This is a genomic window from Gymnodinialimonas sp. 202GB13-11, from assembly GCF_040932485.1.
In the GTDB taxonomy this organism is placed as follows: domain Bacteria; phylum Pseudomonadota; class Alphaproteobacteria; order Rhodobacterales; family Rhodobacteraceae; genus Gymnodinialimonas; species Gymnodinialimonas hymeniacidonis.
Genome location: NZ_JBFRBH010000001.1, coordinates 3,210,930 through 3,231,888, shown reverse-complemented (window position 1 = coordinate 3,231,888; position 20,959 = coordinate 3,210,930). Strand labels below are relative to the sequence as shown.

Here is a 20,959-nt window from a genome sequence, read left to right as displayed (position 1 = left end):
ACTAGAGCCAAGGCCGCAAGGCCTCCTCCTCCTGCGCGACCAGCCGCGCAAGGTCGCCCCGCAAGATGATCTGTCCTGCATCCAGCAAGACTAATCGATCACACAGGCGCGTTGCATCGCGCAGGTCATGCGTCGCCATGACGAGCGTCTGACCCGTTTCCGCACAAAGCGTTGCCACAAGTTCCAGCATGTCACGCCGCAATCCGGGATCGAGTGCCGAAAAGGGCTCGTCCAACAAAACGAGGGGGCGATCCTGCAACAGCATCCGCGCCAGGGCGACGCGGCTTTGCTGACCACCGGAAAGCTCCGCCGGCTTGCGGGTTTCGAACCCCTTCAGCCCGACCTTTTCCAGTGCATCCGTAACGCGTGCCTCGTCGTCGGAATGCAATTTGAGGCTTGGGTCCAACCCAAGCGCCACATTCTGAAATACCGAGAGGTGAGGGAACAGATTGCCGTCCTGGAACAGGATCGACATCGGATGCTGCGCTACCGTCGCGCGGGACACGTCCGCGCCGTCTATCCATACCTTTCCAGTGTCGGGCCAAGTGAAGCCCGCGACAAGCGATAGGAACGTCGATTTGCCTGAGCCTGAGGCCCCCATAAGTGCCACGCGTGCTCCCTTTGGAACATCCAAAGACAGGGACAGGCTGAAATCACCCTGCTGCACTGTGATATCCTCAAGCCGCAGCATTCACGCGCGCCCCTTGGTCGAACAACCAGAACAGTCCCAAAGACAGCGACATCAAGACAACGGCTGCGCCTTGCGCGTCATCGGTGCGGTATGAGCCGAACAGGCGATACATTTCCAGCGGCAACGTCTCCTGTCCGGGGGCTGAGAACAAGGCAATCACGCCCAGATCCCCCATCGAAAAAGCCGCCGCCAGCCCGGCGCCGAACCCCAATGGCCGCCGTAATCGTGGCAGGATCGCGTGGCGCAACCGGGCAGCGCCGCGCATCCCCAAGGCGTCGGCAAGGCGGCCTTGTGTGGCCTCAGCGGCTGCCGCCGCTGGGATCAAGGCGCGCAAAAGGAACGGTAAGGCGACGAGCGCATTCACAAGCCCTGTGATGGGTAGGGATAACGCCACCGGATCGGCAATCGGGAAGACTATGATGAACAGGCCCGTACCGACTACGAGGGGGGAGACGGCGATCGATAGCAAGCCAACCCCCTCCAACCCCGCACGGGCTGCATGGCCCGCGGTGAGAAGGGCCATCGGAAGCGCCAATCCAACCGCCAACGCGGTCGATGCGAGCGCCAGGGTTACCGACCTAAGCGCGGCCTCCCATGTGGACAACGGCAGGCCGAAAACTGCCCCCACGCCTTCCGCCGCGACGGCCAGCAATGGCAGCAGCAAGAAAGTGCCCGCAGCCGTTAGCACAGCCAAATCGAACCGGCGTGCGCCTTGCGTATCGTCCGGCCAACGCATGGCGGGGCGATCCAACCCGGCTCCAAATTGCGAGGCCCGCGCAAAGCGCCAGGCCAGCAAACCAGCCCCGACACAGATCATGACCTGAACAAGGCCCAGATAGGCGGCGCGCCCAAGGTCGAAGTCGAACCGAAACGCCTGATAGATGGCCAGCTCAACCGTGGTCGCGGCGGGTCCCCCGCCCAGGATCAGGGCAACGGCGAAACTTGTGGTGCAGATCAGGAAGATTACCAAAAGCGCGCCGGGCAATGTCGCGGCAAGAAGGGGCCATTCAAAATGCCGCCGCATGTCTCGCTGTTGAAAATTCAGCGACCGGGCCAAACGGATCCGCTCGGACGGGATGGCCAACCAGCCTTGCAAAAGCAGGCGTGTGGCCAGTGGCAGGTTCAGAAACACATGGGCCAGAACAACGCCAAATAAGCCGTAAATCTCAATCGTGCCCGCGCCGATCCCTTCAAGTGCGCTGTTGATCCAGCCGGATCGGCCAAAGATAGCCAGCAGCCCCATCACGGCGACGATCACCGGAAGGATGAACGGGGCACCCAATAGCGCGATGAAGGCGCTGCGCCCTGCAAACCTTCGCCGCGCCAGCGCGCGCGCAACGGGAATCGCCGCGAGGCACGATACCAGTGCCGACAACGCCGCTTGGAGCAATGTGAACCTGATGGCCGCCCAATCTGCAGGACGAAGGTCTGTCAGGCCCTCCGCCCGCCAGATCACTGCAACCAACGGTCCCAAAATGGTCAGCACGACCAGCAGGGCAAAGACCCCGCCGGTCGCCTGAAGGCCAGTTATTGGCTGAGCGCGTTTTGCCATGTGGCCAAAGCATCCTCTCGCACTTCGGCGGCGCCGGTCGATGAGAAGATCAGGGATTGCTCTGGCTGGATCAGCGTATTGAACCCATCAGGCAGCGCGTCCTCGGGCAAGGCAGCCGGATACATCCAGTTGGTTGTCGGGATCACCTCCTGGAACGCGGGAGAGACCATGAACTCCATGAACTGCTGCGCCAGCTCCGGGTTGTCGGCGGTGGCAAGGATCCCGCCGACCTCGACCTGCATGTAATGGCCTTCGGTAAAGGGTGCAGCGGTGTAGCTGTCATCCTCTTCCGCGATCAGGTGATAGGCGGGTGAGGTGGTGTAGGATAGGACCATGTCGGCTTCCCCATCCAGGAACAGGCCATAAGCCTCAGACCAGCCGGGCGTGACCGTCACGACGTTGTCCGCCAGACCTTCCCAGATCTCAGCGGCGCGGTCGTCACCATAGGCGTGCTGCACCCACATCAATAGACCAAGGCCGGGGGTGGAGGATCGTGGGTCCTGAATAACGATGCTCACGTCTGATGCCGCAAGCTCCTCAAAGCTATTGGGCACATCTTCAAGCGTCTGGCGATGGACGAAGGCGAAATAGCCCCAGTCAAACGGCATGAAATTCGCATCGTCCCATTCGATTGGCAGGGTCAGGCCCGTTGCGTCCATCCCGTGGGGTTGCATCAACTCTGCCTCATCCGCCGCAGCGATCAGGTTGGTGTCGAGGCCAAGAACAATGTCTGCGTCCGATCGCGAACCCTCCAGCCTCAGGCGCGACAGAAGCGCCGCGCCATCGCCCGTTGCGGTAAACTGCAGGTCGCATTCGCAGATTTCTTCAAAGGCCAGCTCCACCTGTGGGCCAGGGCCCCAGTCGGATGCGAAGCTGTCATAGGTGTAGACTGTCAAAACGGGGGTCTGTGCAAAGGCCGCCCCTGCAATCGTGGACAATCCCGCAGCGATAAGTGGTGTGGTGAGCTTCATCCTCACTCCTCCAATAACTGTGGGCGAAGTGAAGTCTGGCTAAGCCGTAAACCTTCCCTCCGCCGGTTCTAACCGGTTCAGGTTCAACGGGTCAGCTTTCGCAATCTCAGGCCAGCGTATCGTCAGATGCGCGTAGCCCCCCCGAGGTGTGACAACAGCTAGGGCAAAGCTGCGGGCTTGTCCATCGGGCGCCGCACCGCTAATCCCCGGGACCATGAGCATGAATTCCTACGGTCACCTGTTCCGCGTCACCACCTGGGGCGAAAGCCACGGTCCCGCCCTCGGGGCAACGGTCGATGGCTGCCCGCCCGGCGTGCCGATTGAGGCGTCCGCCATCCAACACTGGCTGGATCGCCGCAAGCCCGGTCAGAACAAGTACACGACCCAGCGGCGCGAACCCGATGAGGTTGAGATCCTGTCGGGCGTGTTTGAGGGGCAGAGTACCGGAACACCCATCCAGCTGATGATCCGCAACACGGATCAGCGGTCGAAGGATTACGGCGACATTGTCGAGAAGTTTCGCCCCGGCCATGCCGATATCACCTATTGGCAGAGATACGGCATTCGCGACTATCGCGGCGGCGGACGCTCTTCGGCGCGCGAGACAGCTGCGCGTGTCGCGGCTGGTGGCGTTGCGCGGGCTGCCCTGGCCGAGATGGCCCCGGATCTGAAGATCACCGGCTACATGGTGCAGATGGGCGATCGGCGTGTGTCGGGCATTGATTTGGCAGAGGTCGAGAACAACCCGTTCTGGGCCCCGGATGCGACGGCGGCGGAAGATTGGGCCGACTACCTTGATGCGCTGCGCAAATCCGGTGACAGCGTCGGCGCGGTGATCGAGGTCCGCGCAAGCGGCGTTCCCGCCGGTTTGGGCGCGCCGATCTACGGCAAGCTCGATACTGATCTGGCCGCTGGCATGATGTCGATTAACGCCGTGAAGGGCGTTGAGATTGGCGACGGTATGGCCGCCGCCGCCCTGACCGGCACCGCGAATGCAGACGAGATCACGATGGGGCCGGACGGGCCGCAATATTCCTCAAACCATGCGGGTGGTATCCTTGGCGGGATCTCCACCGGGCAGGACGTTGTCGTGCGGTTCGCGGTCAAACCGACCTCCTCCATCCTGACGCCACGCAAGACAATCACGAAATCGGGTGAGGCGACCGAGATTGTGACGAAAGGGCGGCACGATCCCTGCGTCGGCATCCGCGCGGTGCCTGTGGGTGAGGCGATGATGGCCTGTATCCTGCTCGATCACATGCTGCTCCACCGTGGGCAAGTGGGCGTTAACCGCGGCGAAATCGGTTAGTTTTTGCTAAACATCAGCCAATTCATGCTGACGCAGCGCATTTGTTCGCGGCTTTGAACAATGTGGCAATCCCGCCATTTCCCCGCCTTTTTTCCGCCACATTTCGGCAAAAGACAGGACATGCTGGGGTAAGCCAATGGATGTCTCATGGGGCAGAATGCTCGACAGGGTCGCGCGGAACGCGCACTGATTTCAATCGACGGGATGCTTCTGGTTGTCGCGTTGTTTGTCATGCTTGTCTGCATAGGCGCCTTCATCCGTATCACAACCGAACCGCACGCCCTGCGCCAACAGCACGGCCTGCTTGCTTTGAACACCGCTGACGACCTTCTTGCGTTTGAAGATTTCAGCTTTGGCGGTGGGGAATGGTCGCCTGCAACCACGTCTGAACGCCTGACCGGACTTGGCCCCGTTCTGGGCCCTTTCACCGATGAGCCGGTCGAGCGGAGCTTTCGCCTGCCGATAGATACTCAGTCCGTGCGGGTCAGCTTTGACATTCACCTGCTAGGTGGATGGTCCGAAAGGGATGTGCTTCGCGTTTCTCTGGATGGGTCAGAAACTGTTGCGATCACGCTTGGGGCCCGTAACGGGGATCAGATCCCGACCGATGCCGCCGTCCCTGAGGGGGCTGACATTGATGTGCTTGTCGACCAGACGCTCATATCGCCGCGCCCTGCTGAGCCTGCGCTTCCAACGGCAACGGAAGAGGCGATCGTGACGCTTCACATAGCGCTGCAGACGGCGCCTGCAGCTGACATCTTATTACTCGGCTTGGCTTCCGATCCGTCCGAAGGGGCGTCCTGGACGTTGGACAACCTCGCCGTCGTGGCCACCACAGACGGCGAGATTTGAGGGGTGTTACAGCCCCGCGTCCATCAAGGCGCGAATGTCTGCCTCGCGCGTGCCAGCGACGATGCGGGCAACCTCAGCCCCGTCGCGGAACATCACGAGGGTCGAGCGACGCGGGATGTTCAACTGGCTGGCCAGCGCACCATTTCCGTAGTCATCCCAATCCACCCGGTAGATCGTGATCGCTTCACCATAGGCCGGGTTGCTTTCAAGCAGCGCATTGATCGTTCGTTCCTGACTGCGGCAGGTCGAACACCAATCAGCTGCGAAATCCAGCATCACGGTTTCGCCCGCATTTATCGCCTGTTCGGCGGCGCCGGGTGTATAGTCGATCATGTTCGCTTGCGCCGCAAAGGGCGCCAGGGTCAGGGCCGCTGCGGCGGCAAGAAGCATGCGACGATTCATATTCATTCTCCGTAAGGGTCAGAGGGAAACGGACAGGTCCTGCAGCCAGATCGGCATACGATCCAGCAGCCAGATTTCAGCCATCAGATGCCAACGCATATAGATCGCAAGACCGACAAGGAAAAACACAGCGCCCAGGATCGGGCGAGAGGATTGAGCGAACTTGCGTAGCGTCCCCATGCGCTTTTGCAGCGCGGCCCGCGCACCATAGCCGAGCGCGAGGATCACGGTGCCGATCCCGAGGGCAAAAGACACCATGATGAAGAAGGCGCGCAAAAGCTCTTCGCCTTGGGAGGCCAATGAAATGGCTGAGCCAAGGACGGGGCCGACGCATGGGCTCCAGACCGCGCCCAGAAGCAGGCCGCCCAGGAATTGCCCCTGCCAGCCATCGGTCGACATGTTGCGCATTCCGTCATCGGCGCGTTCCGCAAAGCCGCCCGTGGCGGTCGCAAATCGGGCGGAGAGTTGTGGCACCATCAGCACGGCACCGAAGACCATCATCAGGATCGCGCCAGCTGTGCTGACGGTTTCCTCACGCAAGCCCACCAGATGCCCCGCCGCGATGATCCCGAAGCCAAGGGTGACAAAGGCAAGTCCCATGCCACCGGCCAAAGCCAGCGGGCCATAACGGCTGGATTGCAGGGAGCCTGCAAGCACGATCGGCAAGACCGGCAAAACGCACGGGTTGATCAGCGTCAAAAGGCCCGCGCCATATGCGAGGATGAATTCCATGAAGGCGTCATGCCGCAGCAGGGCGTGGCTGTCACATGAAACGTTCGTGAGACACGCTCAGGTTGCGATGCGCGCCCGCTGCACCGCGAGGATACCGCCTGCAATAATCGCCACGCCGACCGCGTCGATCCAGCTGAGCTGTTCAGACAGTAGCACGTAGGCAATCGCGACCCCGAACACCGGGTTCAGGAAGTGATAGGTCGCGGCCCGCGTCGGCCCGATACGGCCCACCAGAAGGAACCAGATGAAGGTTGCCGCTAGGCCCGGCATCAACGTGGTGTAGATGAAAGCGAGGATGAACGGCGTGGTCCATTCGACGACCAATTCCTCCAGCGCGAGCGCGGGGAACAGCAACGCGATGGAGCCCACCAGCATCTGCAAGCCCACGATCATCAACAGATTGCCGCCGTCGCTTGAGGCGCTCTTGACGGTCAAAGTGGCGGCCGCCAGCGCCACGGCTGCGATCATACATAAGCCAATCGCGAACGGGTCAGCGCCGCCTTCGAACCGCTGCGCCATGATCAGCGCAACGCCTGCGAAGCCCGCGACCATTCCGAAAATGCCCATCACGGGCAGGCGTTCCTTGAAGATGGTCCAGTTCGCCAGCGCCACCAGCAATGGCATGGTCGATGCAATAATCGCGGCAAGGGAAGCCTCAATCGTCTGCATCGCAACGAAGTTTAGGCCCAGATAGATCGCGTTCTGGCAGATGCCGAAGATCAGAACCGCCCGCCATTGGCTGCGCGTTAGGTTGAACCCTTGCCCCAATGCCCAGGCAATGCCCACGCCGATCAGGCCAGAAATCGCAAAGCGCGCCGAAAGGGAAAACAGGGGTGGTGCCGCCTCGACGATGATCCGGGCCGAGGAAAACGCGGATGACCAGATCAGGGCAAAGGTCAGCCCCATCAGAACCGCGCGCACGTCCATATCCTGCCCCCGTCAAAGCAAAAGGGCCGCGCCCTTCTCAGGCGCGACCCTTTCACGTCTTCATGTGGACAGCAATTAGCCGTTCACGGAATCCTTAAGTGCCTTGGCAATGGTCATCTTGACCTGCTTGTCGGCTTCTTTCTTGATCTGCTCGCCCGTGGCGGGGTTGCGAACCATGCGCTCAGGACGCTCGCGGCAATAGACCTTGCCGATGCCGGGAAGGGTCACGGCGCCGCCGTTAGAAACTTCCTTGGTGACAACTGCGGTCACTGCGTCCAGCGCTGCACCAGCAGCTTTTTTGTCTGCGCCCATCTCTTCGGCCAGAGCGGCGACGAGTTGGGTCTTGGTCATGGGTTTGGTTGCCATGGTATTATTCTCCTGCATTCTATCCCCCGAGCCCTAGGGCCGGTTGCGGCGAAGCTAACCGAATATTGTGGGCCCACACAACGCCTCGTGTGGGTTTTAGGCAGAAAAATATGGGGAATCGGCGATTTTTGTCCTGTTAAAGGAATGCAGTCTCCTGGAATGACCGCAATTTCCGGCTGTGAAGGCGCTCCAAAGGCATCTCTCGCAAGTGTTCCATGGCGCAAATTCCGATCAGCAGGTGCCGCGCAACCTGCGTCTTGTAGAAGTCAGAGGCCATGCCGGGCAGCTTCAATTCACCATGGAGCGGCTTGTCCGACACGCACAGCAACGTCCCATAAGGCACACGGAAGCGGAACCCATTGGCTGCGATAGTCGCACTTTCCATGTCGAGCGCGACGGCCCGCGATTGGCTTAGGCGCTGCACCGGTCCGGTTTGGTCCCGAAGCTCCCAATTGCGATTGTCGAAGCTGGCAACCGTGCCGGTTCGCATGATCCGCTTGAGGTCAAAGCCCTCAAGCTCCGTCACATTTGCCACGGCCGTTTCCAACGCCACCTGCAATTCAGCCAGCGCAGGCACCGGCACCCAAACCGGGAGGTCATCGTCAAGGACCTTGTCCTCTCGCAGATAGGCATGTGCCAAGACGAAATCGCCAAGCTGCTGCGAATTCCGAAGGCCCGCGCAATGGCCCACCATCAGCCAGGCATGGGGCCGCAAAACTGCAATATGGTCGGTGGCCGTTTTTGCGTTGGATGGCCCCACCCCGATATTGACCAGCGTGATCCCGCCGCCATCAGCACGTTTCAGGTGATAGGTCGGCATTTGCGGCATCTTTGCGGGCTGCGCGATAGGGGTTTCTGCGTCCGTGATCTCCACATTTCCGGTGGCGACGAAACTTGTGTAGCCGCTATTGGGGTTCGCCAACCGTGCGCGGGCATAGGCCTCGAACTCATCCACGTAGAACTGGTAGTTGGTGAACAGAACATGGTTCTGGAAATGGCTTGGGTCCGTGGCCGTGTAGTGCGAAAGGCGCGCGAGCGAATAGTCGACGCGTTGCGCCGTGAACGGCCCCAAGGGATGCGCACCATCCTCGTAAGTAAAGCCCGTACCGTTGACGATATCGTCGTTCGTGGTCGCCAGATCAGGCACGTCGAACACGTCACGCAGTGTGAATTCACCGGCACCTTCCTGCGGGACGCTGATGGCGCTGTCGTTGGCGACCGCAAAATGCACTGGCATCGGTGTCATCGACGGACCAACACTGACGGGCACACCGTGGTTCTTCAGGAGAAGGCCAATCTGCTGGATCAGGTAGTTCTCGAACAGATCCGGACGTGAGATCGTGGCTGCATAAATGCCGGGCTCCGATACGTGGCCAAAGCTCAACCGGCTATCGACACCGGCGAAACTGGTCGTGCGGATACGGACCTCAGGGTAGAAGGCCCGGTACCGTGTGGCCTCCGGCGCGCCCTCGGTCAGTGTGGACGAGAAGCGATCGCACAGAAACTCCGCGGCTTCCGTGTACAATTTCTGCAAATACGCGACGGCCGCCTCGGCATCGGTGAAGCTGCGCGGCTCTCCCTGATTGGGGGAGCGGACTTTGGGATTGGTTTGGGTCATTCTTCCTCGGAGATATAGGGAAAGGCCTGTCGGATTGCATCGAACTGCGCATCAGACAGAACCGAGCGCAACTCGGGCGTGATAGCAAAGGGTTGGTCCGGCACCAGGCCAAGCATGCTGAATTCAATATGGGGTGCGGCGGCACTTGAATCTTCCGGCATGAAACGGTCCAGATAGTCGCGAACCGGATCGGATGCGTCGTCCGCCGGAACGACGATTCCCAGATCACTTGCACGTGCGGGGATCACAACGTCGAAGCGCTCTTCCAAAAAGGATCGAAAGGCCTCAGGCAATAGAGGCGGATCACCGCCGTCCTGTAATGCTTGCTCTTCCGCGGTCAGATTTGGGTTCGCTGCCGCAGGTTCGGGGTAGCCGATCGCCAGAAATTGCAAGGCGACCAACGGATCCTGGGTCAGGACATGCGGAATGCCATGGTTAAAGACGACGAAATGTTGCGCGTCCTTTTCATCCAACCAAAGAGCTAAAATGCCACCGTCGCCAGCGATGGTCGCAAGCTTCACAAATCGATCCTTCACGTCCTTTGGCGGTTGCGCCAGCGGTGGACCGGCCTCGAAGGAAAACAGAACAAAGCTGGCATTTGGATGTTCCATCTTCTTTGGCGGATAGATCGACAGATAGTTCCGTGCGAAGCTTTCAGGATCAGGGTGATAGGTCAGTTGTCCCGCCCATCCCTGAGCCTCCAACCAGTCGAATGTGTCGGCAAAGGCGTCTGGTAAAGACATGCCATTTGGCAGTTGCGCCTTGAATGTATCCGAGAAGCTCACTGGATCACCTTGGTCAGTTCAAAGGTGCGCACGTCGACCAGCCCAAGGTCGCTGATCCGCAATTCCGGAATGACCACCAATGCCAACAGCGAGTGCTGCATATAGGCGTTGTTGAGCGTGCAGCCGGCGGCCTCCATCGCCTCGACAAGGTGCGTTACTTTCTCGGCAACCTCGATGGCCGGCGCGTCCGACATCAGGCCGGCAATTGGCAACTCCACCAGCGCCTGTTCTTCTCCATCTTTCCACAGCGTGACTCCGCCGCCGACTTCGGCCAACCGGTTCGCGGCCGCCGCCATCATCGCGCGGTCGGTGCCCACCACAATCATATGGTGGCTGTCATGGGCCACGGTGGAGGCCATCGCCATCCCAGGCCCGTATCCGAAGCCACTGACAAAACCATTCGTCACACCGCCGGTGCCGCGATGCCGCTCCACCAGCGCGATTTGTGCGATGCCATCGGGCTCGACCACGCCGCCCCGAACGGGGAGATCCATTACCAATGCCTTGGTCGGGGCCTGATTTTCAACGACGCCGATTACATTTGCAGTGACGGTTGCCGCGGCAGAGCGGATCTCGAAATCCGGTGCAGTCAGCGTCTTACCAAGATTGACCGAAGCACGGGTATCTTCCGGCCAGTCCAGATGTGTGCAGTCCGCTAGAACGGCGCCGTTTTCAGCCACCTTCACGCCGCGCCCGTAGACCACCTCAATCGGCAGGGTTTTCAGATCAGACGTCACGATCATATCCGCGCGCCGCCCCGGGGCGATCTGGCCAATCTCGCGTTCCAGACCGAAGTGGGTGGCGGTGTTGATCGTTGCCATCTGCAGCGCGATCAGTGGGTCGCATCCGCATTCAATCGCGTGGCGCACGGCGCGGTTCATGTGGCCATCCTCGACCAACGTTTTGGCGAAGCAGTCGTCGGTGCAGATGATCATGTTTCGCGGGTCCAGACCCCGCTCGGTGATCGCAGTGATCTGGCTTTCGATATCATACCAAGCGCTGCCCAGGCGGATCATCGAGCGCATCCCCTGCCGCATTCGCGCGACGGCGTCGTCCTCGCAGGTTCCCTCGTGGTCGTCCGCAGGGCCACCGGCGGCATAGGCATGAAACGCTGGCCCCAGATCGGGGGAAGCATAATGGCCGCCCACCGTTTTGCCCGCCTTCTGGGTCTCGGCGATTTCGGCCAGCATCTGCTGCGACCCGTTTACCACGCCAGGGAAGTTCATCATCTCGCCCAGACCGATGATTCCAGGCCATGCCATCGCTTCGGCCACGTCCTCTGGCCCGATCTCATAGCCGGTCGTCTCCAGCCCAGGCGCGGACGGCGCGCAGGAGGGCATCTGCGTCCAGATATTGACCGGCTGCATCAGCGCCTCGTCATGCATCAGCCGGACACCGCGCAGGCCGAAGACGTTGGCGATCTCGTGCGGATCGGTGAACATGCTGGTCGTGCCGTGGGGGATCACGGCGCGGGCGAATTCGGCGGGCGTCAGCATCCCGGACTCAATGTGCATGTGACCATCACAAAGGCCCGGGATCAGGTATTTTCCGCTGAGGTCCTGAACCTCAGTTCCCGGCCAGATGCAATGGGTGGCATCCGGCCCGACATAGGCGAAACGGCCTTGTTTTACGGCCACGTGGCAGCCGTCCATTACCTCGCGTGTCTGTACCAGAACAACACGGGCATTGGTCAGGACAAGATCGGCGGGCGCGCGACCGGCGGCCGTGGCGACAAGATCGGCGGCGACGTCGGGCCATGTGGGGAAGGGTGCGGGTTCCATGGGCCAATTTTGCAAAGGGCGCGGGGCGCTGCAAGGGACGATTGGTTTACAGACTTGCGGCGATGGCTCCGATACCAAGGACGGAGCCTATAATCAGCGCAAAAGCGGGCCAATGACGAACCACGAGCGAAGGGGTAATCCAGATGCCGGTTCGCTTCTTGACCTCCATGATATCCCGACCAAAAGTCCGACCACGTTGCGTCAGTGTGTAGGCCCACGTCACAAGCAACGCGCAGCCTACAAGCGTGAAGCCAATGGCGACGTCAAACAAGGTCATGTCCGAAGCCTTTTGGCGCGCAGAGCCTCGTAGATCGGCATGGCGGCTTCAAGCAGCGGGCCATGATCTTCCGTGATCTCCGGCAACTCCCCTTCCGCCGGGGCAAATCCGGTGGATCTGTGCACGGCGTCGTACCAATGAGGTGCCCATGCGCCGTCGAACTCTTTCGGCCCCTGAGGCCACGAAAGCATCGCTGGGTCAAAGCCCAAGCCTATGGTTTTGCAGAGAAGCTTCAGCATCCCTTCTGGATCCTCGCGCACATCGGCGCTGTCGATCACGGGGCCGGGCAGGGCGGCGTGAATGCGCGCGACCTCGGCATATCCGATGTCTTCCATCGTGACGCTGTCGCGCTTGTTCGTATAGCTCGCGATCACGCGGGCGGGGTGGCGGATGAGGTGGACGTTGACGCAATCCTTGGCCCAATCCAGAGGGAAATCGGGTAGCATGTGGTGGGTCATCATCTTGAGGTAATGGACCGGCTTGCTCTGAGGTTTCAGGCCTGCAACCACCGCTTCCGGGTCTGTTGGTTGCGCGGCAATACAGGCCTCTCGCATTGGGTGATCTGCACCGCTCTCGGCGAGGTAAGCCGCATAGAACGGCTCATCCACGGCCTCGCAATCGGCGCGGTTTCCGAAGGCGTACATCATGGCGGTCGACAGGTTTCGAGGCCCCGACCACATCGCGATTTTCATGTGCAAGATCCCGTAGTGAACCTGTAGTTTTTCTGTAGTTACAACTGTCGTGCAACTTTCACCCTTTCGTGACATCAAGCGGGCGTGTCTTGCAATGGCTGACGGGTCGCGCTTCGCTACGCACGACGGCAACAAAAGGACCTGCCCCATGTCCCGCTTCCCGATCCGAGAGAACCTCAAGACCCTTCTTCTTGGCATCGCCATCCTGACCGGCGCAGTGCTGAGCCATGGCAAGGCGCAGGCGCAAGACATCCGCACGGCGGTCGTGGCTGGTGGCTGTTTTTGGTGCGTCGAGAGCGATTTTGAGCGGGTGCAGGGCGTGATCGAGGTTGTGTCAGGCTTTGCCGGCGGCTCCGTCCCCAACCCCGACTACCGCGATGTGGTGCGGGGCGGCACCGGCCATCTGGAAGTGGTCGAAATCACTTACGACGCCGAAGTGCTGCCCTATGCTGGTCTGCTGCGCCTGTTCCTGCGGTCCATCGACCCGCTCGACGCCGGTGGCCAGTTCTGTGACCGGGGCGAAAGCTACACGACCGCGATTTTCGTGAACGATGAGGCAGAGCGGGAGATTGCCCGTGGTGCCATCCTAGAGGCTGAAGGCGTGCTGGGTGAGAGTATTGTCACCCCGATCCGCGACGCTGCGCCCTTCTACCCGGCGGACGATTACCATCAGGATTATTACCGCTCGGACGAGATCATCCTGACCCGGTTCGGCCCGCGTCGGAAATCGGTAGCCTATGAGCTTTACCGCAATGCATGTGGCCGCGATCAGCGAGTGCTGGAGATCTGGGGCCAAGAGGCGGCCTTTGCCGCCGATCACCTGTAGGATCAGATCAGCAGATAGGCGTTGTTCCGGATCACGATCTCTAGCGCCAGAATGCCGAGGATCACCACCAAGGGCGCAAGATCCAGACCGCCCATGTTTGGCAGCAGGCGACGGATCGGGTCGTAGATCGGCTGCAGCAGGCGGTTCAGGCCGTCCCAGATCTGCGCAACGATGGGCTGCGCCATGTTCAGAACGCCGAAATTGATCAGCCAGGACATGATGATGTGCGCGATCACGATGAACTTCGCGACGCTCAGGAGCAGCATCAGGATCTGAAGGATTGAGGTCATGTTTGGCGTCCGATCCGGTGAGTGATGCAGGGGAAATAGGCAAGGAAAGCCTGTCTCGCAAGCAATCGGCGTGGATTTACAGGAATCGACGCGCATTTGACGCGACGGCGCGGTTGCCCTTCACGTCAAGCGGCGCAAGTTGGGCGGCATGTATCCTTACGCACGCTTCGCCCACCTTGTCCTGAAGGAACGCCGCAAGGCGCCTTTGGGGATGTATGACAACCATGTCCTGCCCATGACGTGCTGGCCCGTCGACATCGACGGGTTCCTTGAGATGAACAACGGGCGCATCCTGACGCTTTATGATCTGGGCCGGTTCGCGCTAGCCATGCGGATCGGGCTTTGGGATGTGTTGCAGCGTGAGAAATGGGGTCTGGTCGTGGCGGGATCGACCGTGCGCTACCGGTCTCGGATCACGACATTCCAACGGTTTGAGCTGCGGACGCGGTTTCTGGGGTGGGACAATCGGTTCTTCTATCTTGAGCAAGCGATGTGGCGCGGGAATACCTGTTGCAATCACGCTTTGCTGCGCACCGGTGTGACACAAAAGGGGCGGTTGGCCCCGGTCGAGGATGTGGCAAACGCGATGGGCGTAAGCGATGGCAGCCGCGTATTGCCGGCCTATGCACAGGCCTGGGCTGAGGCCGATGCGACACGCCCCTGGCCGCCGGAATTCTGAACGCCGTCAAAGTCGTGGACAAACTCAGCCCGCCGCAAGATGGTTGCGGGCATGGAAAGCGCGACACCTTCTGAGACCAATCCAACCCTCCGCAAACGTATCTGGGGGTGGTGGGCCTTCGATTGGGCGAGCCAGCCGTACAACACGCTTCTGCTGACGTTTGTCTTCGGCCCCTATATCAACGAGCTGTTGGGCGATGGCACTCAGGCGCAGTCTGCGTGGGGCTTTGGCGTTGGCACGGCGGGCTTTCTGATTGCGATTTCCGCCCCGTTCTTGGGCGCGATGGCCGACCTTTCAGGGCGGCGGATGCCATTCATCTACATCTTCTCGGTCATGTACGTGGTGGGCGCATTCGGTCTTTGGTGGGCCGCGCCGGGGGATTTCAACCTGATCTTGACCCTGATGCTGTTCGCCATCGGCCTGATCGGGATGGAGTTCGCCACGATCTTCACCAACGCGATGCTGCCCTCGCTGGGCAATCGGGAAGAGATCGGGCGCATATCGGGTACGGGCTTTGCATGGGGTTACGTGGGCGGGCTGATCGCGCTGGTGATCATGCTGCTGCTGTTTGCCGAGAATGCGGAGACAGGGAAAACGCTGCTGGGCATTGACCCGATCCTTGGCCTAGATGCGGCTGAGCGGGAGGGCACGCGCGCCGTTGGGCCGCTGACAGCGATCTGGTTTGCACTCGGTATGATCCCCTTCTTCCTATGGGTGCGGGATGAAAAGCTGCAAGGCGCAATCCCGATGGGGCAGGCCCTGCGCGGGGCCTGGCCGTCGTTGATGGTGTCGCTCAAGCGGTTGCCGTCGGAACGCCCGCTGATGTTCTACCTCGCCTCGTCCATGTTCTACCGCGATGCGCTGAACGGGATGTATGTGTTCGGCGGCATCTATGCCTCCGGTGTGCTTGGGTGGAGCATTGTGGATGTGGGCATCTTCGGCATCCTCGCGATCCTGACGGGGGCGCTGTTCGCTTGGCTTGGTGGCAAGATGGACGGGGCGCTTGGGCCGAAGCCTGTGATTGTACTGAACGTGATTGTCCTGACACTGGTGGCATTGGCGGTTGTCTTCGTCAGCCGCGACTCCGTGTTTGGCATTCCGGTGGAAGAGGGGTCACGCGCGCCGGATATCGGGTTCTACATTCTGGGTGCGTTTATTGGCGCGTGCGGTGGCATGCTGCAATCGGCCTCACGCACGATGCTGGTGCGGCAGGCTTACCCTGACCGCATGACCGAGGCATTTGGCCTTTACGCGCTAGCCGGGAAGGCCACATCGTTCATCGCGCCGCTGTCCATCGGGTTCATGACCCAGATCAGTGGTTCGCAGCAAATTGGCGTTGTGCCATTGGTTGTTCTATTCTTGATCGGCCTGGTCCTGCTATTCTGGGTGGACCCGAAAGGCCGCAATTACGAGGGTGAGGGGGCATTATGAAAAGGTTATTTCCATTCGCATTGATGGTGCTGGCGGCTTGCGGGGCCGGGGGTGGTGGACCCGCCATTGAGCTTGATCCAACGATTTCAGGCCAGGAAGCGCGGCAGTATTTCGGGGCTGAGACCAGCGGGTCCGGCGGATCAAGTGAGGCGATTGGGTTTTACTCAAACGGCTGTCTAGCGGGCGGTGTGGAGCTGGCTGAGACTGGGCCAACATGGCAGGCCATGCGGCTGAGCCGGAACCGGAACTGGGGCCATACCGAGCTGATCGATTACGTGCAGACGCTGTCGGCCAATGTCGCGGCGAACACCTCTTGGCCGGGGCTTTATGTCGGCGACATGGCACAGCCGCGCGGCGGGCCGATGCTGACCGGGCACCAGAGCCACCAATCAGGCATTGACGTTGACATCTGGATGCTGCCGCCCGACCGCCTGAACCTAACGGAAGAAGAGCGTGAGAACCTGTCCTCCATCTCCGTGCGTGCGCAACGCGGCGCGTCGGTGAATGGCAACTGGACGGCGGATCATGCTGAGGTTCTGCGCCTTGCGGCGACCGACCCGCGTGTTGCGCGCATTTTCGTCACGACGGGTGTGAAGGTCTGGTTGTGCGAGAACGTCACCGGGGACCGCTCCTGGCTGAGCCATATTCGCCCCGCCAATGGGCACCATTACCATTTCCACGTTCGGCTTCAGTGCCCCGATGGGGATCGGAATTGTCAGAACCAGCCGCTGCCACAAGGTGATGGCTGCCAGGAGGCCTATGACCGTGCCGCGCGTATCCTGAACCCGCCGCCGCCCGGCCCGCCAAACACGGACCCGCCACCTGACCGCCCACCACGCGGCATGCGCGTGGCTTTGGGCGAAGTGCCGAACCAATGCGTGGGACTGCTCAGCGATTTGAACTGAGTCCGTCAGGGCGCGCGTACGGCCTTGGCGCAAGCATGCCAGCGCGCGCCGCCCCCTAACCTGCTGACAAACCAGCGATCAAAAGGCATGGAGAATCCGGCCTATTGTGAGATGATTTCAGGATATTCATCTATCCTTGGAGTTATTCATGCTTCGCTCATCTCTTTGCATTACGACCCTCATCCTTTCGTCCCCGGCCTTTGCCGGTGGCGTCGCGCCACAACCTGCCCCGCCGCCCGTGATCGTGCCGGTCCCGGATGAGGACTGGACCGAATTCTACATCGGGGGTCAGGTCGATTTCGTCGCGTCGACGGACATCTCGGTCGGCGCGTTGGACCTTTACGACCTCGAAGGGCATCTGGCTGGCGTCTTTGCCGGGTACCGGTACGATTTTGGAGATATCGTTGTGGGTGGCGAGATCGACTACATGGTCGGCACGCTTGAGGCGACCAACATAGCCCCCAACATCTTCCTCGTCGCGCCTGATGCTGACGTGACCCTTGTCCGGGTCGGCGGCGAGGTCGGCTATGACGCGGGGCCTGCGTTGATCTACGGTACGGCGGGCTTTGCGCATATCAACTTCGCGTTCGGGGCAACGCCGGATAACGAAAGCAATGGCTATTTCTTCGGGGCTGGGGTCGATTACCGCGTCGCGGAGAATGTGACTGTCGGCGCAGAGCTATTGCAGCATTCGTTCAGCGATTTCGGAACCGCCCTCGAATTCGACATGACGACGTTCGGCGTCAACGTCGCCTTCACCTTTTAACGCCCCGTTTCCGGGCGTCTCCGGCGGGCAGGGCGTTGGCTCTGCCCGTGTGCCAACAGATTAAGTCTCGCAATTCATTTTGAGGAGATCTTTATGCGCTCAATCGTAGCCGTCGTGGTTTTGGGCCTTTCAGCAGGCACAGCCTGGGCCGGTGGCGTTGCACCGCAACCTGCCCCCGCCCCGGTCCTGATCGCCCCAAGTGAACCGGATTGGACCGGTTTCTACGCCGGTGGGCAGGTGGATATGCTGTTCGACGGCCTTTTGTCGGACGGCGGCGCGCCGTTGGCAGATATCGAGGGCAATTTGTTCGGTGGCTTCGTCGGGTACCGCCACGATTTCGGAACCCTTGTTCTGGGGGTTGAGGCCGATGTCATGTTTGGCACCCTCAGCGCGGCTGGTGTTGGCGGCAACTTTCCCATCGCCGACAATGACGTCAACACAACGCTTTTGCGGTTTGGGGGCGAAGTTGGTGCGGATCTTGGACAGGTCTTGATCTACGGAACGGCGGGGGCCGCGTGGATCGAATGGGAAAGTGGCGGCGCCACGTTGGATGGCGACGGCTATTTCTGGGGCGGGGGTGTCGACCTTCTGGTGTCCGAGCAAGTTACCCTTGGCGTTGAGGTCCTGCACCACCAGTTTGATGGCTTTGGTGGCACCGGGGATCTCGAATTTGGGACCGTTGGTCTTAACGTTGCATTTCGGTTTTAGGGCGCTCGCTTGATGCCCCGGCATCTCGCCGGGCTAAGGTTATGCTCAATTGGCAACACCTTGAATCATCACAAAAACTAAATGTGTGACCGCGCCGTAATCCGCTAGAATTCCGCAAAAGGCCGAAAAGGTCGAGCAGTCAAAAATCATGGAGTTCGAAATGAACCGCACGCTTCTGCCGCTTGTCGCGGCTATTTCCCTTTTTGCGATCCCCGCATCGGCGCAATCGAGTTTTGAATCGCCTGGCGATTGGGGCGGCGTCTACGTCGGCTTTCAGGCAGACCTCTATGCAGGCAATAGTCTGACGTTCAGCGATTTGCCCTTTGTTGAGGGTGAGATCGAAGGCTTCAACACTGGCATATTCGTTGGCTACCTGCGTCAGTCCGGAGCGTTGGTTTACGGCGGCGAAGTTGAATTCCTCGGCGGTGATGTGGACAGCAATGTCTCGATCTTTGGGATCCCCGGCGCAATTGACAGCTACACGACTATCACCCGGTTTGGCGGGCAGGTTGGTTATGATGCTGGTCGCATCATGCCCTATGCCACGGCCGGTCTCGGCCTCTTTTCGTTTCAAGACACGGCGAACGGCGACAATCGCTCCCTCGGGACGTTTGCCGGTTTGGGGGTCAACGTCCGTGTAGGAGAACATGCAAGCGTGGGCGCGGAAGTGATCCGGCACAGCTTTGACGATTTCAGCGGCTCAGACACGCTGGGTTTGGAGCTGACAACCGTTGGCGTCAACATCGCCTTTCGGTATTGAGCGTGGCCGGGGCTTAGCGCCCGGGGATCTCACCCCGTTTGCCCGAAAGCGTCCAATTGTCGATGACATCCAGCGCGTCCTGAGCCGTCTCGACAAAGCGGAACAGGTTCAGGTCGTCGGCTGAGATCGTACCGGCGCGCACCAGTGCGTCCCAATTCACGATCTCGCGCCAGAAATCCTCGCCAAACAGCAGGACAGGCACCTGCTCCATCCGGCCGGTCTGGATCAGGGTGAGCGCTTCGAACGTCTCATCCATCGTGCCGAAGCCGCCGGGGAAGACCGCAATGGCCTTGGCGCGCATCAGGAAGTGCATCTTGCGGATCGCGAAGTAGTGGAAGTTGAAGCACAGCTCAGGCGTGATGTAGTGGTTCGGTTCCTGCTCATGCGGGAGCACGATGTTCAGCCCGATGGAACAGCCGCCCGCATCCTGCGCACCGCGATTGCCCGCCTCCATCACGCCGGGGCCGCCGCCGGTGACAACGACATTCTCGGAACAGCCCGACTCGACCGAACGCTCCGTGATCCGGCGCGCAAATTCACGCGCCTCTTCGTAGTATTTCGACATGTCGCGCAGTGTGTCGCTGCGCGCCTCATCCCGGTCTTCGGGGCGCGGGATGCGCGCGCCGCCGAATAGAACGATGGTGGAGTTGATCCCATGCTCATCAAGGCCCAATTCAGGCTTCAACAGCTCTAGCTGCAACCGGACGGGGCGAAGCTCATCCCGGCACAGGAAATCATCATCGGCAAATGCCAGACGATAAGCGGGCGATTGCGCCTGCGGTGTGTCGGGCAGCGATTGCGCGTAGGCGATGTCCTGATGGGCGTCGCGGAATGGCTTGCGGTCGTCTTTCATTACGGATTCCCGTAGTTGCAGGTTTGAAGACCGCCTATACCCTTACCGGGGGACATGCGGCAACTGGGCGTTTGAATGAACAAGATTAAACGGTTTCTGGATGCAACCCTCGGACGGGTCTTGCGTCATTTCTTCTTTGTGTGCCTGCGCAGCTATTTCGGCCTCTTCTACAATATCAGCATCTCCAACAAGCATCTGTTGCAGGACATGCCGGGCGGTTTGATCCTGGCCACACATGTGACGCGGCTGGATGGGCCCTTGGTGGCCTCGCTGCTCTATCCCACGCGGCGTGTTCTGCCGGCGGTGCACTACAACGAATACTATCACCCCGCGCAGTTTCTGGTGCTCGCGCCGTCAGGCTGCATTCCGCTGTCCTCACCCAAGGATTGGCCAGCCGAAAAGCGGGCCGAGCGGAAGGAATGGGCGCAGGACAAGCTTAACGACACCATCCAAAACGGCAAGATTGTCCTGCTGTTTCCCGGCGGGCAGGCCAAGCGGCAGCCGCGTGAGATCATCCAGCCGCATTTCGGTGGCGCTTACGAGACTCTGCGCGCCAATCCCGGCTGCCCGGTCGCGATCCTGCGCATTCAGGGCCTGAGCAAATACGACAAATCCCTCCGCGACCTGTTCTGGAGCTTTCTGGGCATCTTCAAGGGGCGGCGGCACGTCAACATCTCGATCGAGCGTCTGGAAGACGGGCTGGATACAAGCGTTCCGCTGGAAGACTTCAATGCCGATCTGGAGGAGCGCTTCAACGCTCCTCCGCATTGGCCAGCGGCGTGATCC

At 60.6% G+C, this 20,959-nt stretch carries 24 protein-coding genes and 1 riboswitch; of the genes, 10 read left to right on the top strand and 14 right to left on the bottom strand.

The annotated features are described in order from the left end of the window. Position 1: 1 nt before the first annotated feature. The 3 genes from V8J81_RS16540 to thiB are packed head-to-tail and all read right to left on the bottom strand — an operon-like array spanning position 2 to position 3,214. Positions 2–691 (bottom strand): thiamine ABC transporter ATP-binding protein, encoded by a 690-nt coding sequence (locus V8J81_RS16540; RefSeq protein ID WP_368476851.1) that lies wholly within the window; start codon positions 689–691, stop codon positions 2–4. Further along, complete coding sequence (locus V8J81_RS16535; RefSeq protein WP_368476850.1) at positions 678–2,243, bottom strand: thiamine/thiamine pyrophosphate ABC transporter permease ThiP; 1,566 nt, start codon at positions 2,241–2,243, stop codon at positions 678–680. Before V8J81_RS16535 ends, V8J81_RS16540 begins: the two co-directional genes overlap by 14 nt. Beyond that, complete coding sequence (gene thiB / locus V8J81_RS16530; RefSeq protein ID WP_368476849.1) at positions 2,219–3,214, bottom strand: thiamine ABC transporter substrate binding subunit; 996 nt, start codon at positions 3,212–3,214, stop codon at positions 2,219–2,221. Before thiB ends, V8J81_RS16535 begins: the two co-directional genes overlap by 25 nt. 37 nt (positions 3,215–3,251) lie before the next feature. Continuing rightward, positions 3,252–3,368: riboswitch (TPP riboswitch) on the bottom strand. A gap of 60 nt (positions 3,369–3,428) precedes the next feature. Here thiB and aroC point away from each other — a divergent pair. After that, the gene (gene aroC / locus V8J81_RS16525; RefSeq protein WP_368476848.1) at positions 3,429–4,523 is read left to right on the top strand and encodes a chorismate synthase; all 1,095 of its coding nucleotides are present in this window, start codon (positions 3,429–3,431) and stop codon (positions 4,521–4,523) included. 147 nt (positions 4,524–4,670) lie between these two features. After that, positions 4,671–5,375: a hypothetical protein gene (locus tag V8J81_RS16520; protein WP_368476847.1), complete on the top strand. Its 705-nt coding sequence runs from the start codon at positions 4,671–4,673 to the stop codon at positions 5,373–5,375. A 6-nt stretch (positions 5,376–5,381) separates the two neighbouring features. Here V8J81_RS16520 and V8J81_RS16515 read toward each other — a convergent pair whose 3' ends face one another. The 9 genes from V8J81_RS16515 to V8J81_RS16475 all read right to left on the bottom strand — a co-directional run bounded on the left by V8J81_RS16515 (position 5,382) and on the right by V8J81_RS16475 (position 12,955). Further along, the gene (locus V8J81_RS16515) at positions 5,382–5,777 is read right to left on the bottom strand and encodes a thioredoxin family protein (protein WP_368476846.1); all 396 of its coding nucleotides are present in this window, start codon (positions 5,775–5,777) and stop codon (positions 5,382–5,384) included. 18 nt (positions 5,778–5,795) lie between these two features. Further along, the gene (locus V8J81_RS16510) at positions 5,796–6,509 is read right to left on the bottom strand and encodes a cytochrome c biogenesis CcdA family protein (protein WP_368476845.1); all 714 of its coding nucleotides are present in this window, start codon (positions 6,507–6,509) and stop codon (positions 5,796–5,798) included. A 57-nt stretch (positions 6,510–6,566) separates the two neighbouring features. Then, positions 6,567–7,436 (bottom strand): DMT family transporter, encoded by an 870-nt coding sequence (locus V8J81_RS16505; RefSeq protein ID WP_368476844.1) that lies wholly within the window; start codon positions 7,434–7,436, stop codon positions 6,567–6,569. 75 nt (positions 7,437–7,511) lie between these two features. Next, positions 7,512–7,802: an HU family DNA-binding protein gene (locus tag V8J81_RS16500; RefSeq protein WP_368476843.1), complete on the bottom strand. Its 291-nt coding sequence runs from the start codon at positions 7,800–7,802 to the stop codon at positions 7,512–7,514. 136 nt (positions 7,803–7,938) lie between these two features. Beyond that, on the bottom strand, positions 7,939–9,420 hold the full coding sequence (locus V8J81_RS16495) for an AMP nucleosidase (RefSeq protein ID WP_368476842.1): 1,482 nt from the start codon (positions 9,418–9,420) through the stop codon (positions 7,939–7,941). Then, entirely contained in the window at positions 9,417–10,205 is a 789-nt protein-coding gene (locus V8J81_RS16490; protein WP_368476841.1) for a hypothetical protein, read from the bottom strand. The genes V8J81_RS16495 and V8J81_RS16490 overlap by 4 nt, the downstream gene beginning before the upstream one ends. Next, a complete protein-coding gene (gene ade / locus V8J81_RS16485) occupies positions 10,202–11,986 on the bottom strand; it encodes an adenine deaminase (RefSeq protein ID WP_368476840.1) in 1,785 nt (594 codons plus the stop codon). The genes V8J81_RS16490 and ade overlap by 4 nt, the downstream gene beginning before the upstream one ends. A gap of 46 nt (positions 11,987–12,032) precedes the next feature. After that, on the bottom strand, positions 12,033–12,263 hold the full coding sequence (locus tag V8J81_RS16480) for a hypothetical protein (protein ID WP_368476839.1): 231 nt from the start codon (positions 12,261–12,263) through the stop codon (positions 12,033–12,035). Then, a complete protein-coding gene (locus tag V8J81_RS16475; protein ID WP_368476838.1) occupies positions 12,260–12,955 on the bottom strand; it encodes a sulfotransferase-like domain-containing protein in 696 nt (231 codons plus the stop codon). Before V8J81_RS16475 ends, V8J81_RS16480 begins: the two co-directional genes overlap by 4 nt. Positions 12,956–13,103: 148 nt before the next feature. On the opposite strand from V8J81_RS16475, the gene msrA reads away from it, so the two are divergent. Beyond that, complete coding sequence (msrA, locus tag V8J81_RS16470; protein WP_368476837.1) at positions 13,104–13,781, top strand: peptide-methionine (S)-S-oxide reductase MsrA; 678 nt, start codon at positions 13,104–13,106, stop codon at positions 13,779–13,781. A gap of 2 nt (positions 13,782–13,783) precedes the next feature. Here msrA and V8J81_RS16465 read toward each other — a convergent pair whose 3' ends face one another. Further along, on the bottom strand, positions 13,784–14,071 hold the full coding sequence (locus V8J81_RS16465; RefSeq protein WP_368476836.1) for a YggT family protein: 288 nt from the start codon (positions 14,069–14,071) through the stop codon (positions 13,784–13,786). Between the two features lie 148 nt (positions 14,072–14,219). Here V8J81_RS16465 and V8J81_RS16460 point away from each other — a divergent pair, with 148 nt between their 5' ends. From V8J81_RS16460 to V8J81_RS16435, 6 genes are all read left to right on the top strand, one after another. Continuing rightward, the gene (locus V8J81_RS16460) at positions 14,220–14,750 is read left to right on the top strand and encodes an acyl-CoA thioesterase (protein ID WP_368476835.1); all 531 of its coding nucleotides are present in this window, start codon (positions 14,220–14,222) and stop codon (positions 14,748–14,750) included. Between the two features lie 51 nt (positions 14,751–14,801). Beyond that, on the top strand, positions 14,802–16,181 hold the full coding sequence (locus tag V8J81_RS16455; protein WP_368476834.1) for an MFS transporter: 1,380 nt from the start codon (positions 14,802–14,804) through the stop codon (positions 16,179–16,181). Beyond that, entirely contained in the window at positions 16,178–17,086 is a 909-nt protein-coding gene (mepA, locus tag V8J81_RS16450) for a penicillin-insensitive murein endopeptidase (RefSeq protein WP_368476833.1), read from the top strand. The genes V8J81_RS16455 and mepA overlap by 4 nt, the downstream gene beginning before the upstream one ends. 148 nt (positions 17,087–17,234) lie before the next feature. After that, on the top strand, positions 17,235–17,852 hold the full coding sequence (locus V8J81_RS16445; RefSeq protein WP_368476832.1) for an outer membrane protein: 618 nt from the start codon (positions 17,235–17,237) through the stop codon (positions 17,850–17,852). A gap of 93 nt (positions 17,853–17,945) precedes the next feature. Then, a complete protein-coding gene (locus V8J81_RS16440) occupies positions 17,946–18,560 on the top strand; it encodes an outer membrane protein (protein ID WP_368476831.1) in 615 nt (204 codons plus the stop codon). 160 nt (positions 18,561–18,720) lie between these two features. Then, positions 18,721–19,320, top strand: coding sequence for an outer membrane protein (locus tag V8J81_RS16435; RefSeq protein ID WP_368476830.1), 600 nt, complete (start codon positions 18,721–18,723; stop codon positions 19,318–19,320). 13 nt (positions 19,321–19,333) lie between these two features. Here the strand turns inward: V8J81_RS16435 and V8J81_RS16430 are convergent, their stop codons facing one another. After that, on the bottom strand, positions 19,334–20,173 hold the full coding sequence (locus tag V8J81_RS16430) for an LOG family protein (RefSeq protein ID WP_368476829.1): 840 nt from the start codon (positions 20,171–20,173) through the stop codon (positions 19,334–19,336). 75 nt (positions 20,174–20,248) lie between these two features. On the opposite strand from V8J81_RS16430, the gene V8J81_RS16425 reads away from it, so the two are divergent. Next, positions 20,249–20,956 carry a 1-acyl-sn-glycerol-3-phosphate acyltransferase gene (locus V8J81_RS16425; RefSeq protein ID WP_368476828.1) on the top strand — a complete coding sequence of 236 codons (708 nt, stop codon included), beginning with the start codon at positions 20,249–20,251 and terminating at the stop codon, positions 20,954–20,956. Positions 20,957–20,959 lie beyond the last annotated feature (3 nt).

Excerpts from the sequence above, each read along its gene's own strand:
- V8J81_RS16540 (WP_368476851.1), bottom strand. The coding sequence starts at position 691 with ATGCTGCGGCTTGAGGATATCACAGTGCAGCAGGGTGATTTCAGCCTG.
- V8J81_RS16535 (WP_368476850.1), bottom strand. The coding sequence starts at position 2,243 with ATGGCAAAACGCGCTCAGCCAATAACTGGCCTTCAGGCGACCGGCGGG.
- thiB (WP_368476849.1), bottom strand. The coding sequence starts at position 3,214 with ATGAAGCTCACCACACCACTTATCGCTGCGGGATTGTCCACGATTGCA.
- aroC (WP_368476848.1), top strand. The coding sequence starts at position 3,429 with ATGAGCATGAATTCCTACGGTCACCTGTTCCGCGTCACCACCTGGGGC.
- V8J81_RS16520 (WP_368476847.1), top strand. The coding sequence starts at position 4,671 with ATGGGGCAGAATGCTCGACAGGGTCGCGCGGAACGCGCACTGATTTCA.
- V8J81_RS16515 (WP_368476846.1), bottom strand. The coding sequence starts at position 5,777 with ATGAATCGTCGCATGCTTCTTGCCGCCGCAGCGGCCCTGACCCTGGCG.
- V8J81_RS16510 (WP_368476845.1), bottom strand. The coding sequence starts at position 6,509 with ATGGAATTCATCCTCGCATATGGCGCGGGCCTTTTGACGCTGATCAAC.
- V8J81_RS16505 (WP_368476844.1), bottom strand. The coding sequence starts at position 7,436 with ATGGACGTGCGCGCGGTTCTGATGGGGCTGACCTTTGCCCTGATCTGG.
- V8J81_RS16500 (WP_368476843.1), bottom strand. The coding sequence starts at position 7,802 with ATGGCAACCAAACCCATGACCAAGACCCAACTCGTCGCCGCTCTGGCC.
- V8J81_RS16495 (WP_368476842.1), bottom strand. The coding sequence starts at position 9,420 with ATGACCCAAACCAATCCCAAAGTCCGCTCCCCCAATCAGGGAGAGCCG.
- ade (WP_368476840.1), bottom strand. The coding sequence starts at position 11,986 with ATGGAACCCGCACCCTTCCCCACATGGCCCGACGTCGCCGCCGATCTT.
- V8J81_RS16480 (WP_368476839.1), bottom strand. The coding sequence starts at position 12,263 with ATGACCTTGTTTGACGTCGCCATTGGCTTCACGCTTGTAGGCTGCGCG.
- V8J81_RS16475 (WP_368476838.1), bottom strand. The coding sequence starts at position 12,955 with ATGAAAATCGCGATGTGGTCGGGGCCTCGAAACCTGTCGACCGCCATG.
- msrA (WP_368476837.1), top strand. The coding sequence starts at position 13,104 with ATGTCCCGCTTCCCGATCCGAGAGAACCTCAAGACCCTTCTTCTTGGC.
- V8J81_RS16465 (WP_368476836.1), bottom strand. The coding sequence starts at position 14,071 with ATGACCTCAATCCTTCAGATCCTGATGCTGCTCCTGAGCGTCGCGAAG.
- V8J81_RS16460 (WP_368476835.1), top strand. The coding sequence starts at position 14,220 with ATGTATCCTTACGCACGCTTCGCCCACCTTGTCCTGAAGGAACGCCGC.
- V8J81_RS16455 (WP_368476834.1), top strand. The coding sequence starts at position 14,802 with ATGGAAAGCGCGACACCTTCTGAGACCAATCCAACCCTCCGCAAACGT.
- mepA (WP_368476833.1), top strand. The coding sequence starts at position 16,178 with ATGAAAAGGTTATTTCCATTCGCATTGATGGTGCTGGCGGCTTGCGGG.
- V8J81_RS16445 (WP_368476832.1), top strand. The coding sequence starts at position 17,235 with ATGCTTCGCTCATCTCTTTGCATTACGACCCTCATCCTTTCGTCCCCG.
- V8J81_RS16440 (WP_368476831.1), top strand. The coding sequence starts at position 17,946 with ATGCGCTCAATCGTAGCCGTCGTGGTTTTGGGCCTTTCAGCAGGCACA.
- V8J81_RS16435 (WP_368476830.1), top strand. The coding sequence starts at position 18,721 with ATGAACCGCACGCTTCTGCCGCTTGTCGCGGCTATTTCCCTTTTTGCG.
- V8J81_RS16430 (WP_368476829.1), bottom strand. The coding sequence starts at position 20,173 with ATGAAAGACGACCGCAAGCCATTCCGCGACGCCCATCAGGACATCGCC.
- V8J81_RS16425 (WP_368476828.1), top strand. The coding sequence starts at position 20,249 with ATGAACAAGATTAAACGGTTTCTGGATGCAACCCTCGGACGGGTCTTG.